Raw genomic sequence first — 13407 nt, 5'->3', positions numbered from 1 at the left:
AACAGCTTAACCTATGCGGCGGCTACCGGAAACAGTAGCCGCCGCAATCTTTAGCTCATTCACGGCATCTGTATACCGTCCGGCTGCAATCAGCTTGTTGCGAAAACGGTTCAACCCGTTGAGAGCGAGTCGCCGCTCTTGCCGATTTAGCTCAACATAGTGTTTTCGTTTCATTACGATCCCGCCTTAATGTTCTGTAATTATTGCAGCAAAAGGCACGGCTGGAATCGAATATGCGGAAAAAGAAATCACCGAGAAAAGCCCGTACGAGGCTTTCTCGGTGATTTTCCTTGCCATTGCTACGCCGCCTGATAACTACGCTCTTTTAATACTTCGTTATCAGCCCGTAGCTTTGGTCGGGTGCCATTTTTTACAGGTTGTCGCCGCCTGAAAATACAGGCAGCTGCCGCTCTTATCTGCGAGCCTTGTCGTAGGGGATGCCCTCCGCCTTGGGGGCACGGGACTTCTTGGAGGTGAAGGCCAGCACCAGCAGGGTGATGATGTACGGAAGCATCCGGTACAGGTGGGAGCTGATGCCGATCTCTGCCAGCCAGTACACACCGTCGCCGTTGATATCGATGCTGGAGTAGGCGGCGGCGATGCATTTGAACAGGCCAAACAGGAGGGAGGCCCCGGCGATGTTCAGAGGCCGCCAGTTACCGAAAATCATCACGGCCAGCGCCAGAAAGCCGAAGCCCGCCACGTCGCCGTTGGAGGAGCAGTTGGCGGTGGTCAGGGCGTACACAAAGCCGCCCATGCCCGCCAGCGCACCGGAGATGGTGGTGCCGATATAGCGCATCTTGTAGACATTGGTGCCCAGAGAGTCCGCCGCCTGAGGATTCTCACCGCAGGCCCGCAGCCGCAGGCCGAAGCGGGTCTTATAGAGAATGATGGACAGGATGACGAACAGGATGATGCAGACGTAGGTAGCCAGATAGACTTTCACCAGAAACGTCTCGCCGAAGAAGCCAAGATCGGTGTTTTTGTCGATGCCGAAGGTGGACTTTCGGATCATGAACCACGTAGCGGAGTCGCCGGTAGCAAGCTGCAGGGTGTTCTGGTTGGCGATGATACGCACCAGAAACAGCACCAGAGCCGGAGCCATCAGGTTCAGGGCCGTACCGCCGATGGTCTGGTCGGCCCGCAGGCTGATGGAGGCGAAGCTCAGCAGCAGGGAGAACACGGCACCCATGGCTGCCGCCACCAGCATAGCCAGAAGCTCCAGCCCCTGCATAGCCACCCAGTTCCCGGTCTGTTGAGCGGCCAGCACGGCGGCGCTGCCCTGCATCAGGCGCACGAACAGCACGCCGATGAAAGCACCGAAGATCATGATACCTTCCAGCGCCAGGTTGATGATACCGCTGCGCTCGGCGAACACACCGGCCAGCGCCACGATCATCAGGGGCACTGCATAGATCAGGGTCTGCTGTACCAGAAATGTCATGCCTGATCGCCTCCTTCTGCGTTATCGCTGTCTGTGACAGCGGCCTCTACGGGTGCTTTCTCCTCCTCCGGCAGCAGGGAGGTCTGATCCTCCACAGCGGCGCTCTGAGGGATGGGAGCCGTGTCGGCTGCCACGACCTTTTTCTTCTTCCGGCCGCTGAGCATCATGCGGATCACCAGAGAGAAAGCGCTTAGATACACGATGACGGCGATGATGACGTCGGTGATGTACTCGTTGTAGGCGGTGAGGTTGGTCAGCTGCTGGCCAACGATCTTCAGCATGGCCATGAAGATGCCGGCGAAGATGACGGCGATGGGGTTATTCAGCGCCAGCAGCGCCACGGGGATGCCGTTAAAGCCCACGGCGGGCAGAGACTGATAGGTGGACCAGTAGAACTCCGTGTTGCCGGACAGGTAGTACAGCGCTGCACCGGCTCCGGCCAGCGCACCGGCGATGGCCATGGACAGCACGATGTTGCGCTTATCCTTGATGCCGGCGTAGCGGGCGGCATGGCGGTTGGCGCCGCAGGCCTGCAGCTCGTAGCCCAGCGTGGTCTTGGTCATGAGGATGTACATGGCGATGGCCAGCAGAATGGCCACCAGAATACCGGCGTTGACCTGAGAGCCGGGGAACAGCTTATCCAGCCCCAGCTTGGGGGTGGCCACGCCGTTGAAGCTGGTCTTATAGATGTAGCCGGACTTGGTGTTCTCCACGGTGTTCTTGAAGTTGCTGATGTCGAACATCCACGTCACAAGGTTGGCGGCCACCCAGTTGGTCATGATGCAGGCCAGCACCTCATTGATGTTGAGACACGCCTTGGCCAGACCCGGCAGAGCGCCCCACAGAGCGCCCGCCAGACAGCCGCCCAGAAAGGCCAGGATCCAGATGATCCAGGTGGGGACGGAGGAAGAGGGGATGCTCAGGGCGATCATCAGCGTCGCCATGGTGGAGATCAGGTACTGACCGGGAGCGCCGATGTTGAACAGGCCCGTCTTGAAGGCCACGGCCACGGAGAGACCCGTCATGATCAGGGGCGTGGCCCGGAACAGCATATCGCCGGTGTTGACGGCGTTGAAGCCCCAGGTCAGCTCACCGGCGGCATTGCGGCCGGTGCTGAAGATGCCGGCGAAGATGATGCGGAAGCCGTCCCATGCGCCGGAGAGGGAGATCTTTTCATTGAAGCAGCCCACCAGAATGACGGCGATGCCGCCTACCAGCAGACCCGCAAGAATGGAGATCAGGGACGCCAGCACCTTTTTGGTGCCTTCCTTTTGGTACAGAGTGGCTGCGGAATGCTTCACGCTTCATCGCCTCCTTTGTTGTCACGCTTTGCGCCGGACATATACAGGCCCAGCTCGGATACGGTGGTCTTTTTGGGGTCCAACTGGCCCACGATCTCCCCCTCGTACATGACGAGGATGCGGTCGGAGAGGCTCATGACCTCATCCAGCTCCAGAGACACCAGCAGCACCGCCTTGCCACGGTCCCGCTCGGCCACCAACTGGCTGTGGATATACTCGATGGCGCCCACGTCCAGACCACGGGTGGGCTGAACGGCCACGATCAGAGGCTTATCCCGGTCCAGCTCACGGGCGATGATGGCCTTCTGCTGGTTGCCGCCGGACATACTGCGGACCACGGTGATGGGGCCCTGACCGCTGCGGACGTCGAATTTCTCGATCAGCTGCTGAGCATAGCTGCGGACGGCGTCCCGCTTGATGAAGCCCCCCTTCTCGAACTGTGGCTCCTTGTACCGCTGGAGCACCAGATTCTGCTCCAGCGTGAAATCCAGCACCAGACCGTGCTTGTGGCGGTCCTCCGGGATGTGGCTGATGTACTCGCCCCGGTGGTGGATGGAATAGTGGGAGATGTCGTGGCCGCAGACGGTGATGCTGCCGCCGGAGCTCTTGTCAAGGCCCGTCAGACCGTGGATGAACTCCGTCTGGCCGTTGCCGTCGATACCGGCGATGCAGACGATCTCGCCGGCCCGCACGTCAAAGCTGACATTATGTACGGCATCCTTCTTGTGCAGGTGGGAGGGGACGGTGAAGTTCTTCACACTGAGCACCACATCGCCGGGATGGGCCTCGTCCTTGTTGACCTGCAGCTGTACGGGGCGGCCCACCATCATGTTGGACAGCTCCTGCTTGTTGGTGTCCTTGGTGTTGACAGTGCCGATGTACTTGCCCTTGCGCAGCACCGTGACCCGGTCGGCCACCGACATGATCTCGTTGAGCTTGTGGGAGATGAAGAGGATGGACTTGCCCTCCCTGGTGAGATTCTTCATGATGAGCAGCAGTTCATCGATTTCCTGAGGCGTCAGCACGGCGGTGGGCTCGTCGAAGATGAGGATCTCGTTGTCCCGGTAGAGCATCTTCAGGATCTCCACACGCTGCTGCATACCGACAGTGATGTCCTCCACCTTGGCGTCCAGATCTACCGCCAGACCGTACCGCTCCGACAGCTCCTGTACCTTTTTCCGGGCCTCCTTCTTCTGCAGAAAGCCCATCTTCGTGGTCTCGGCACCCAGAATGATATTGTCCAGCACCGTGAACACGTCCACCAGCTGGAAGTGCTGATGCACCATGCCGATCCCCAGCGCTGTTGCGTCGTTGGGGTCATTGATCTTTACTGTCTGTCCATTTTTTCGAATCTCGCCTTCTTCCGGCTGGTACAGCCCGAACAGGACGGACATCAGCGTGGATTTACCGGCGCCATTTTCCCCCAGAAGGGCGTGGATCTCGCCCTTCCGCAGCTGAAGGGTGATGTCGTCATTGGCCTTGATGCCGGGAAACTCCTTGGTGATGTGAAGCATTTCGATCACATACTGAGGAGAATTTTCCATGCCGCCACCTACTTTCTCAGGATTTACAGACCCATACAGGTTGTATATACAAGCTATTATAACGGCTCACGCCGAGAATTGCAAGGTTAACCGAAGGATTTGATGGAACAAATGCACGGAATGTTCTGTATCTTAGGGTTGACATCTGGTGATTTTTGCTTTACGATACATTTATATTGCATGATATATTTCCCGGTAGGTAAGGCTACCGTAGGGATATGGGCTGCTGCCGCGGAGTGGTGGAGACACCATGAGAGGGTTTGAACAGGCGATATCGAAACCAAGGTATCATCTAATGCAGCTTCACCGCCCCACGATGCTAAAGCTTGTTACGGTGCTCAGGTCACGGCGGTGACCCGATCGCAATGCGACCGCAGCAGGCAAACGCCGGCTGCGGGATTTTTTATGATGCGGGGAAGGAGGAGCCGATATGGTAGACTACGAGGAAGAGCTGGACCGATATCTGGATGAGATCAAGGAGCTGGCCCGAAGTAAACAGTATGCCCGCCTGCGGGACCTCTTTCTCCCCATGGAGCCTGCCGACATCGCTCTGCTGCTGGAGGAGTCCGGCGGGGAGCTGATGCCCCTGCTGTACCGGCTGCTGCCCAAGGAGCTGGCGGCGGAGGTGTTCGTGGAGCTGGAGTCCGACTCCCAGGAGATGCTCATCAACGGCTTTTCCAACACCGAGCTGAAGGAGGTGCTGGACGAGCTGTATCTGGACGATGCCGTGGACATCGTGGAGGAGATGCCCGCCAGCGTGGTGATCCGAATCCTGGATAAGGCGACGCCGGAAATGCGAAAATCCATTAACGAGATTTTGAAGTACCCGGAGGACTCCACCGGCTCCATCATGAACATGGAGTTCCTGTCCCTGAAAAAGGACATGACGGTGGAGGACGCCTTCAAGCGCATCCGCCGTATTGGCGGCGAGCTGGAGACCATCAACATCCTGTACGTCACCGACCCCACCCGCCGCCTGCTGGGGGTGCTGTCGGTGCGTGACCTGCTGCTGGCGGAGGAGGATGACCTCATCGAGGACATCATGGATCCCAACGTGGTCTGGGTCAGCACCATGGACGACAAGGAGGACGCCGCACAGGCCCTGAGCAAATACGGCTTTCTGGCCATGCCCGTGGTGGATCTGGAGAACCGTCTGGTGGGCATCGTCACCGTGGACGACGCTATGGACGTTATCGAGGAGGAGACCACCGAGGACTTCGAGAAGATGGCCGCTATGCTGCCCTCCGACAAGCCCTATCTGAAGGCCGGTATCTTCGCCACGTGGCGGGCCCGCCTACCGTGGCTGATGATCCTCATGCTGTCGGCCACCTTCACCGGCATGATCCTCAACCACTATGAGAGCGCTCTGGCGGCGTGTCTGGTGCTGAACTCCTATATCCCCATGCTCTCCGGCACCGGCGGTAACTCCGGCACGCAGGCCAGCGTGGCGGTCATCCGTGCCTTAAGTCTGGACGAGGTGGATTTCTCTGACATCCTGAAGGTCCTGTGGAAGGAGCTGCGGGTGTCGCTGCTGTGCGGTTCGTGTCTGGCGGCGGCCAATTTCGTGAAAATGCAGCTGGTGGACCGTCTGCTGTTGGGCAATGCCGCCGTGACCCCCGTGGTGTGTCTGGTGGTGTGCCTGACCATCATGTTCGTAGTGGTATTCGCCAAGTGTGTGGGCTGCTCGCTGCCGCTGCTGGCGGAGAAGATCGGCTTGGACCCGGCGGTGATGGCCAGTCCCTTCATCACCACCATCGTGGATGCCACCAGTCTGCTGATCTATTTCCGCTTCGCTTCGTGGCTGCTGGGCATATAGACGCATAAAAAATCCGTTTCAAGACAAAATAGAGTCAGGCTTTGCGCCTGACTCTATTTTTCTGGAGGAACGTATCATGAGCAAGAACTGTACCAACGACGGCTGCAACTGCACCCCCAACTCCGCCATCAAATGCAGTGTCACCAACTGCGCCCACCACTGTCAGGATGTGGATCACTGCGGCCTGACCAGTATTCAGGTAGGCACCCACGAGGCCAACCCCTCCATGGACCAGTGTACCGACTGCCAGAGCTACCGCAAGCTGTAACGGCACACCGCCCGGTGCGCCGGGCGGCTACATAGGAAGGAGGGAGGGCCATGACAAACCGTCTGAAATATATCCTGTCCGGCGCTGCCGCCGGGGCGGTGAACGGCCTGTTCGGCGGGGGCGGCGGTATGGTGCTGGCCCCGGCCCTGACAGGCTGGTGCCATATGGAGCAGAAACGGGCGCTGGCCACCTGCGTGGCAGCCATCCTGCCCTTGTGCCTGCTGTCGGCGGTCATCAGCCTGTGGCGGCAGCCACTGGACTGGATGCAGGCCCTGCCCTATCTGTTGGGGGGACTGGGCGGCGGCTTCTTGGGAGGCCGCCTGTTTCAGAAGGTATCCAACCTGTGGCTGCGGCGCATCTTCGCCTGCTTTCTGCTGTACGGCGGTGTGAGGTATCTCCTGTGACGGCGTGGCTGCTGCCGCTGGCGGTGGGCTTCGCCACCGGTATCCTCTCGGCGTGGGGCGTCGGCGGCGGGACCCTTCTGCTGCTGTGCATGACGCTGCTGCTGGGGGTGGATCAGCGCACCGCCCAGACCATCAACCTGCTGTACTTCCTGCCCACCGCCGGTATGGGGCTGCTGTCCCACGGGAAAAGTGGCCTGCTGGAAAAGTCGGTGCTTCGCAGCGCCATCCCCGCCGGACTGATAGCGGCAGCGCTGGCGGCATGGCTGTCCTTCTCTGTGGATACAGAGCTGCTGCGCCGCCCCTTCGGCGTCTATCTGCTGGCGGCGGGTATCTGTATCCTTTTGCAAAAGCCCACCAAGCCGTGACCGGCGATCTCCTTCCACGACAAAAGACAGGCAGTGCCGGAGGCACTGCCTGTCTTTTCTTTGGTTTTCTATGCAGCCGTCAGGCGTCGATGCCCCGGCTGGTGAGGTACTTCTTCACCATCAGCGCTACCTTGAAGGTGATGGCGTCGTCAAACTCCCGCAGATCCAGACCCGTCAGCTTCTTGATCTTCTCCAGCCGGTACACCAGCGTGTTCCGGTGGACGAACAGCTTCCGAGCGGTCTCGGAGACGTTCAGGTTGTTCTCAAAGAACTTGTAGATGGTGAACAGCGTCTCCTGATCCAGCGCATCGATGGGGTTCTTCTTGAACACCTCCTGCAAAAACATCTCGCACAGGGTGGTGGGCAGCTGATAGATCAGGCGGCCGATGCCCAGATTCTCGTAGTTGATGACATAGCGCTCGGTGTCGAACACCTTGCCCACCTCGATGGCGATCTGGGCCTCCTTATAGGACTTGGCCAGATCCCGTAGATGCAGGGCCAGCGTACCGATGCCCACGAACACACGGCTCTCGCCGTCCTCCCGCAGGGCCTCCTCGATGGTGGTGGCCACCTTCTCCAGATCCTTGTTGGTGGTGCTCTCCGGCATCTGGTGGATCAGCGCCACGTCCGTCTCACCCACGCTGATGACGAAGTCATTCTGCCGGTCGGGGAAGAGATTCTGCACCACCTCCAGAGAGATGCCCTCGCTGCGGCCCTCTACAGGCCGAATCACGAATACGCCGCGGGGTACCTCGGCGGCCACGTGCAGCTCCTTGGCCCGCATATAGATGTCGCTGATAAGGATGTTGTCGGAGATGATGTTCTTGATGAAGGAGCCCTTGTCGTGCTTCTCCTCATAGTACGTCTTGGCGGAGTTCAGGGCCACGCAGGCCATGGCGCACACGGTGCGGCCTACGCTGTCATCGCCGGTGGCGAACACGGCATAGTCAAAATGTCCGCCCCAGCCGGGCAGCGCCTTGAAGGTCTTGCCCTCCAGCGCAATGCAGCCGCCCTCGGCGGAGTCGATGGCCTCCACATACTTGGCCCACTTCTTGCCGATACCCGTCAACTCGCTGCAAGCGATGACGGTACCCTCGGCGTCAATGACGCCCACGGTGCGATCGGTGGTATCCTTGAACTGTAAAACGACGTTCTGAAAAATTCTCCCGGACATAGTCAGTCCCTCCTGATATAGAGCTGATGGATATTTTGTGCAAACTACTTAGCTTCGTGCTCTATTATATCGTCAGAATCACGATTTTGCAAGTATTTTCTTGTATTTTTCACAAAAATTTTGGGGCATTTTTTGGCGTTATGTCGAGGCATTCAGCCCACATATGTCAAGAAGGGTGTGTATCTCCCTCTCGGCCAGGGGCCGGAAGGCCCCTGGCGCCAGCGCTTCATCCAGCCGCAGCGGCCCCATGGAAAGCCGCTTCAGGTACGTCACCGGTTTTCCGCAAGCGGCCAGCATCCGCTTCACCTGATGGAATTTCCCCTCCCGCAGCGTCACCAGCGCCTCCTGCGGCGAGAGGAGTTCCAGCCCCGCCGGCAGGCACTCCAGCCCGTCGGCCAGCACCATCCCGCCGGCGAAGGCCGCCGTGTCCGCCGCCGTCAGCACGCCCTCCACACGGGCGCAGTACACCTTGTCCACGTGATAGCGGGGGCTCAGCAGCCGATGGGTCAGCTCCCCGTGGTTGGTCAGCAGCAGCAGTCCCTCCGTGTCCTTATCCAGCCGCCCCACTGGGGACAGATCCCGTTTGCGCAGCTCCGGCGGCAGCAGGTCCAGCACCGTCTGCTGCCGTCCGTCCACTCGTGCCGACAGGACCCCGGCGGGCTTGTGGAGCATGAGATAGGTGTACCGGCGGCAGTCCAGTGACTGACCGTCCACCAGCAGGCAGGCGGCGTCGGCGTCCACCTTTTCCTCTGGGGAGGAGGCCAACCGTCCGTCCACTATCACCCGGCCCTGCCGCACCAGCTCCTTTACCTCCCGCCGGGAGTATTTGCCCGTCCCGGCGATGATCTTGTCCAAGCGCTCCATAACCAGCCCTCCTGCCGCAGTTTTTCTCATTATAGCATATCCCACCGGGAAACGGAATAAGCTGAGGACAAAGCGATGGAAAAAACGAAAGGAGCTGCGTGCCTGTGAAGCGCTGTCTTGCGGGGCTGTGCCTGCTGCTGATGCTGCTGACCGCCTGTACCGCCCGTCCCTCCCAGACCCCGGTGACCGCCAAGGACGATGCCGCCCGCCGGGCATGGCTGGAGCAGCAGGGCTGGCAGACGGAGGAGCAGCCGGTGCGCACCCTGACGGTGCAGCTGTCGCTGGCGGGGCAGGAGGACTATCTGGCCCTCCAGCAGGAGGCGGGCCTGCCCTTGGCGGACTACGACGGTCAGACCGTCACCCGCTGCACCTACACCGTCACCAATTACCCCGGCCGCACCGGAGATGTGCAGGTGAACCTCTATCTCTGCGGCGACGTCATCGTGGGTGGGGACATCATGGCCTTGGGGGAAAACGGCTTTCAGGCATCCCTCCTCTATCCGGCGGAGAACACATAGAAAAACGGGAGGAAGGGTCTTTGCCCCTTCCTCCCATTTTTCAGTACTCCTCGCCCAGCGTAATGATCTGCGACCACAGCACTGGCCCCACGGCCCCGGTGGGGTCGAAGCCCAGCTGCCGCTGGAGGGTCAGCACCGCCTGCTGAGTGGCGGGGCCGAAGATACCGTCCACCACCAGACTGGGCAGAGTCTCGTCCTCCCGACTGATCTGGTTGAGCCGCTCCTGCATCAGGGCCACCTGTTCGCCCCGGTCGCCCCGCACCAGAAACCGTCCCGGATAGACCTCCCCGGCGAATTGCCGGTAATCCTCCGGCAGCTCCGCCAGCACCTTCCGATAGGCCGTCTGCAGAGCGTTCCACGTCTCCCGGCCCACCACGCCGTCCACTGGCAGACCGTAGACCCGCTGGAAGGTGTACACCGCATCCAGCAGCTCCTGATCGAAGTCGTCGGACAGAGAGATCATGGGCAGTTCCGGCAGAAAGTACCCCAGAAACGCCAGATAGAACCGCACCGTCCGCACGTCGATGCCGCTGTCTCCCAGCCGCAGATCCTCGGCGTACCGCCGCTGCACCTCGGGGATGGTGAGTCCCTCGCTGCTGAGCTCCGACAGCTGCTTGACGCCGTTGTAGATCTGCTTGATCTTGTACCATGTGGCCTTGCCCACGATGCCGTCCTGCGCCAGATTGAAGATCTGCTGAAAGACCCGCACCGCCTCCTCCATGTCCTCGTCAAAGACGAAGCTGTCGTCCAGCGCCGGGATGGCGGGGTAGTTCTTCCCGATGCGGTTGAGCTGCCGCTTCAGGGTCTGCACGTCGTTGCCGGCGTCGCCCCGCCGCAGGGGCCGCCCCGGATAGGAGGCCACGTTCCCGCCTACCGGCGCATTCATCACCAGATTGATGTCGCCACCGTAGTAGTACTGCAAAATTTCGTAGGGTGTCATGCCCTCCTCCGCCAGATCCACGCTGCCCCATTGGGACAGGCCACCGCACCGGGTCCGCACCCCGTCGCAGAACTGGGCGAACAGCGGCTCTACACTGCCCTGCCGCACGATGTAGTTGTTGAAAATATCGTCCACGATGCGGCTGATGTTCTCGAATATGTCGCCGTCCTCCACATAGGCCTGATCGTACCGGGTGGTGGAGGTGATGTCGAAGTCGTACCCTCTGGCCCGGTAATACTCCGTGTACACCCGGTTCAGGGCGTAGGAGATCTGGGCCAGAATGTTGGCTCGGATGGCACTCTCCGGCCAGGTGGGATAAATTTCGTGGGAGGCCACGTTCTTGATGTACTGGGCGAAGGGTACCACCACGTTCCGGGCGGACTCCCCCGGCGCCCCCAGATGCACCGTGATGGTCTCCGGCACCACGGGATAGGGATAGGGCATCATGCACGCTCCTTTCTCACACCACTGGCTCCAGCATCACCGGCAGGATGGTCTCCACTCCGTCGAATACCGTCGCCGTCCGGCCAGCCACCGGCTGGAACATGGGATGCTGTACCGACACCTGATAGTCCAGCCCGCTGAGGGCGGCGGTGTCCGAGGCTTGAGACCAGGCAAAGGGCGGGGCGGGCAGGCGGATGCCGGATAGGATACCGGAGCCGTCGGTGACGCCCCGGTAAAATATGTGTTCCTCCGTGCCGAAGGCCCGGCTGATGACTACCTGCGCCCCGGCCACGGGGAAGCGCCCGCCGCCGCAGGTGACCTGCACGCGCAGGCCGCCCCGGTCCGGGTGGGTCCTGAGGAAAACGTCCACAGGTGTTGGTTGTGCTGACTGCATAGGCAAAGACCTCCTTTTTTCCTATCCTATGCAGCTTGCTTCGTCCCGTGCCAAAAAAATTCCCGGAACCGGGGGAAGTCCGGTTCCGGGAAAGAAAAGCGTTATTTCTGGGGCAGATATATCCGCCGTGCAGGCCGAAACCCCAGCATCTCTCCTACGGGGACGGCCACGTCGCCGGTGGCCTCCTCTGCCAGAGTAAAGACCATCACCATCAGCGCCGCATTGGGGAAGGGGCAGAACTCGCCGGGGTTGGTCAGGGAGATCAGCAGCATCCCCAGATAGCTCAGAGCCAGCGCCCGGACAAAGGGCGTTTTTCCGGCCCGCAGCAGGGCGATACGATCCCGCATCAGCACGCCGTAGGCGGCAATGCCCACCAGACCCATGCTGCCCATGATCTGGGCGATGCTGTTGTGGTAGAACACCATGCTCCCCTCCACGCCGGTGAAGAGGTCGCTGTTGCGCTGGCTGATGAGGCCGATACCAAACACGGGGTTGTGCAGGAAGTCCGTGATGCCCCGCAGGAACAGCTGCACCCGGACGGAGTCCCCCTGATGGAACAGATGACCGTCCTCCATGCGGCTGTCCATCATCAGCGACAGCAGCTCCGGGCCCACCAGCACCGCCAGCACCGCACCGGCCACGCACAGAGGCAGCACGGCCTTCCGGGGAATGAGACCCCACCGCACCAGATATACGAAGCCCAGTCCCAGCAGCGCCACACCGAACAGCAGAGCGCTGCGGCTGCCGGTAAGGGCCAGCCCTGCCGCCTGCACCGCCACCCCCAGCAGATGGGCGGGCTTTTTCAGCGACAGATAAAAGGACATGGGCAGGGTAGTCAGCAGCAGCGCCGTGGCAAAGTTGCGGTACTTGAGATAGAGGGTAGTATGTACCTGCAGAAATTCCTGCCACCGCACGGCGTAATCCAGCATCACCAGACACGCCATGCACACACCCAGCACGCAGAAGATGGCGGCGAACCGCCGGTGCAGGTCGTAGCCCTTGGAATAAGTCAGGCAGGACCGCAGCAGCACATAGAAAACCAGCATCCCGCCGCCGAGACACCCGACGTAGTACAAGCTCAGCGGCTGAAGCAGCTGATGCATGGACAGGATCCCGCAGCCCCCCAACAGGGTGGCCGCCGACACCAGCAGCAGCCCCGTGGCGCTGCGTCCCACCCGGAAGGTGACGGGCCAGACCATCAGGTGCCAGATCAGCGCCGCAAAGAACGGCGCCGCCAGCACGGCGCAGGGGAGGAAATCCCCCAGACTTTCATATCGCTGGGTCGACAGCAGAAATACCAGCAGGAACGGCGTCACCGACGCCAGCAGATCCCGGCAGAACACCAGCAACCAAATACAGATCCCCAGCAGGGCCATGGCCCCATAGACCGGCTGACGCAGAGCGGCAAAGCCCAGCGCCACCCACAGCAAAAACGGAAAATAGGCACGGCTGAGCCAAAACCGCTGGCTTAGGCCGGACAGACGGCGGAAGCCCCCATAGCAGCGGCGCTGCAGACGGGGCCAAAAGCCGCTGTCCTGATTCAGTGCGCTGAAAGACAGATCCCACATAGAATTGTTTTACTCCTTTTTTCATCCAGACAGGTACATGGACGGCTTCCCTTCCCTCCATGCACATACCAAAACAAATGATCCCTGAAAAATGTGAAATTTTTGTGAATAATAGGTTTTTTAGGGAACCTTTTTACCGAGGTATATACCGCCCTTCTCTGGGCGTAAGCGGTACTATACCACGTTCCGGCGGGAATGTCAACGGGAGAAGCAGTCGGTTTATGAGGAATGTCCGTCCGGCTGTACTAAGAAAAATCAACGTCTGCCGCAGACCGGCGGCAAAAGAGCCTGAAAATTCCCTGAAAGAAGGGAATTTTCAGGCTTTTCACAGAAAATCCACACAAAAATGGATGGTTTGTATAA

The 13407-nt window shown here is 60.2% G+C and carries 14 protein-coding genes and 1 riboswitch; of the genes, 5 read left to right on the top strand and 9 right to left on the bottom strand.

The window, feature by feature from the left end:
- Positions 1 to 6: 6 nt before the first annotated feature.
- From KJS28_RS08630 to KJS28_RS08615, 4 genes are all read right to left on the bottom strand, one after another.
- Complete coding sequence (locus KJS28_RS08630; protein WP_213540582.1) at positions 7 to 174, bottom strand: hypothetical protein; 168 nt, start codon at positions 172 to 174, stop codon at positions 7 to 9.
- Positions 175 to 412: 238 nt separating this feature from the next.
- The gene (locus KJS28_RS08625; protein ID WP_213540581.1) at positions 413 to 1444 is read right to left on the bottom strand and encodes an ABC transporter permease; all 1032 of its coding nucleotides are present in this window, start codon (positions 1442 to 1444) and stop codon (positions 413 to 415) included.
- Positions 1441 to 2745: an ABC transporter permease gene (locus KJS28_RS08620; RefSeq protein ID WP_213540580.1), complete on the bottom strand. Its 1305-nt coding sequence runs from the start codon at positions 2743 to 2745 to the stop codon at positions 1441 to 1443. The genes KJS28_RS08625 and KJS28_RS08620 overlap by 4 nt, the downstream gene beginning before the upstream one ends.
- Entirely contained in the window at positions 2742 to 4289 is a 1548-nt protein-coding gene (locus tag KJS28_RS08615; RefSeq protein WP_213540579.1) for an ABC transporter ATP-binding protein, read from the bottom strand. Before KJS28_RS08615 ends, KJS28_RS08620 begins: the two co-directional genes overlap by 4 nt.
- A 184-nt stretch (positions 4290 to 4473) precedes the next feature.
- A riboswitch (M-box (ykoK) riboswitch) is annotated at positions 4474 to 4635 on the top strand.
- 84 nt (positions 4636 to 4719) lie between these two features.
- Here KJS28_RS08615 and mgtE point away from each other — a divergent pair.
- The 4 genes from mgtE (at position 4720) to KJS28_RS08595 (ending at position 7142) form a co-directional block, all read left to right on the top strand.
- A complete protein-coding gene (gene mgtE / locus KJS28_RS08610; protein ID WP_021858135.1) occupies positions 4720 to 6105 on the top strand; it encodes a magnesium transporter in 1386 nt (461 codons plus the stop codon).
- Between the two features lie 76 nt (positions 6106 to 6181).
- Positions 6182 to 6373 carry a DUF1540 domain-containing protein gene (locus KJS28_RS08605; protein ID WP_213540578.1) on the top strand — a complete coding sequence of 64 codons (192 nt, stop codon included), beginning with the start codon at positions 6182 to 6184 and terminating at the stop codon, positions 6371 to 6373.
- Between the two features lie 50 nt (positions 6374 to 6423).
- Positions 6424 to 6777, top strand: a complete 354-nt coding sequence (locus tag KJS28_RS08600) for a sulfite exporter TauE/SafE family protein (RefSeq protein ID WP_213540577.1) — start codon at positions 6424 to 6426, stop codon at positions 6775 to 6777.
- On the top strand, positions 6774 to 7142 hold the full coding sequence (locus KJS28_RS08595) for a TSUP family transporter (protein WP_213540576.1): 369 nt from the start codon (positions 6774 to 6776) through the stop codon (positions 7140 to 7142). Before KJS28_RS08600 ends, KJS28_RS08595 begins: the two co-directional genes overlap by 4 nt.
- A 79-nt stretch (positions 7143 to 7221) precedes the next feature.
- On the opposite strand, the gene KJS28_RS08590 is transcribed toward KJS28_RS08595, so the two are convergent.
- Together KJS28_RS08590 and KJS28_RS08585 are read right to left on the bottom strand one after the other, a co-directional pair.
- A complete protein-coding gene (locus KJS28_RS08590; RefSeq protein ID WP_213540575.1) occupies positions 7222 to 8316 on the bottom strand; it encodes a PucR family transcriptional regulator in 1095 nt (364 codons plus the stop codon).
- A gap of 138 nt (positions 8317 to 8454) precedes the next feature.
- Complete coding sequence (locus tag KJS28_RS08585; protein ID WP_213540574.1) at positions 8455 to 9180, bottom strand: pseudouridine synthase; 726 nt, start codon at positions 9178 to 9180, stop codon at positions 8455 to 8457.
- 104 nt (positions 9181 to 9284) lie between these two features.
- Here KJS28_RS08585 and KJS28_RS08580 point away from each other — a divergent pair, with 104 nt between their 5' ends.
- Positions 9285 to 9698, top strand: a complete 414-nt coding sequence (locus tag KJS28_RS08580) for a DUF4830 domain-containing protein (RefSeq protein WP_213540573.1) — start codon at positions 9285 to 9287, stop codon at positions 9696 to 9698.
- Positions 9699 to 9738: 40 nt separating this feature from the next.
- Here the strand turns inward: KJS28_RS08580 and KJS28_RS08575 are convergent, their stop codons facing one another.
- From KJS28_RS08575 to KJS28_RS08565, 3 genes are all read right to left on the bottom strand, one after another.
- A complete protein-coding gene (locus tag KJS28_RS08575) occupies positions 9739 to 11082 on the bottom strand; it encodes a peptidoglycan-binding protein (RefSeq protein ID WP_213540572.1) in 1344 nt (447 codons plus the stop codon).
- 16 nt (positions 11083 to 11098) lie between these two features.
- Positions 11099 to 11476, bottom strand: a complete 378-nt coding sequence (locus tag KJS28_RS08570) for a hypothetical protein (protein WP_021858127.1) — start codon at positions 11474 to 11476, stop codon at positions 11099 to 11101.
- A gap of 101 nt (positions 11477 to 11577) precedes the next feature.
- Positions 11578 to 13044 (bottom strand): O-antigen ligase family protein, encoded by a 1467-nt coding sequence (locus KJS28_RS08565; RefSeq protein ID WP_213540571.1) that lies wholly within the window; start codon positions 13042 to 13044, stop codon positions 11578 to 11580.
- Positions 13045 to 13407: the final 363 nt, after the last annotated feature.

Origin of the sequence: Vescimonas coprocola (assembly GCF_018408575.1) — a bacterium.
Lineage (GTDB): Bacteria > Bacillota > Clostridia > Oscillospirales > Oscillospiraceae > Vescimonas > Vescimonas coprocola.
The sequence above is the reverse complement of the archived record's forward strand: the minus strand, read 5'-3'. Positions and strand labels throughout refer to the sequence as shown.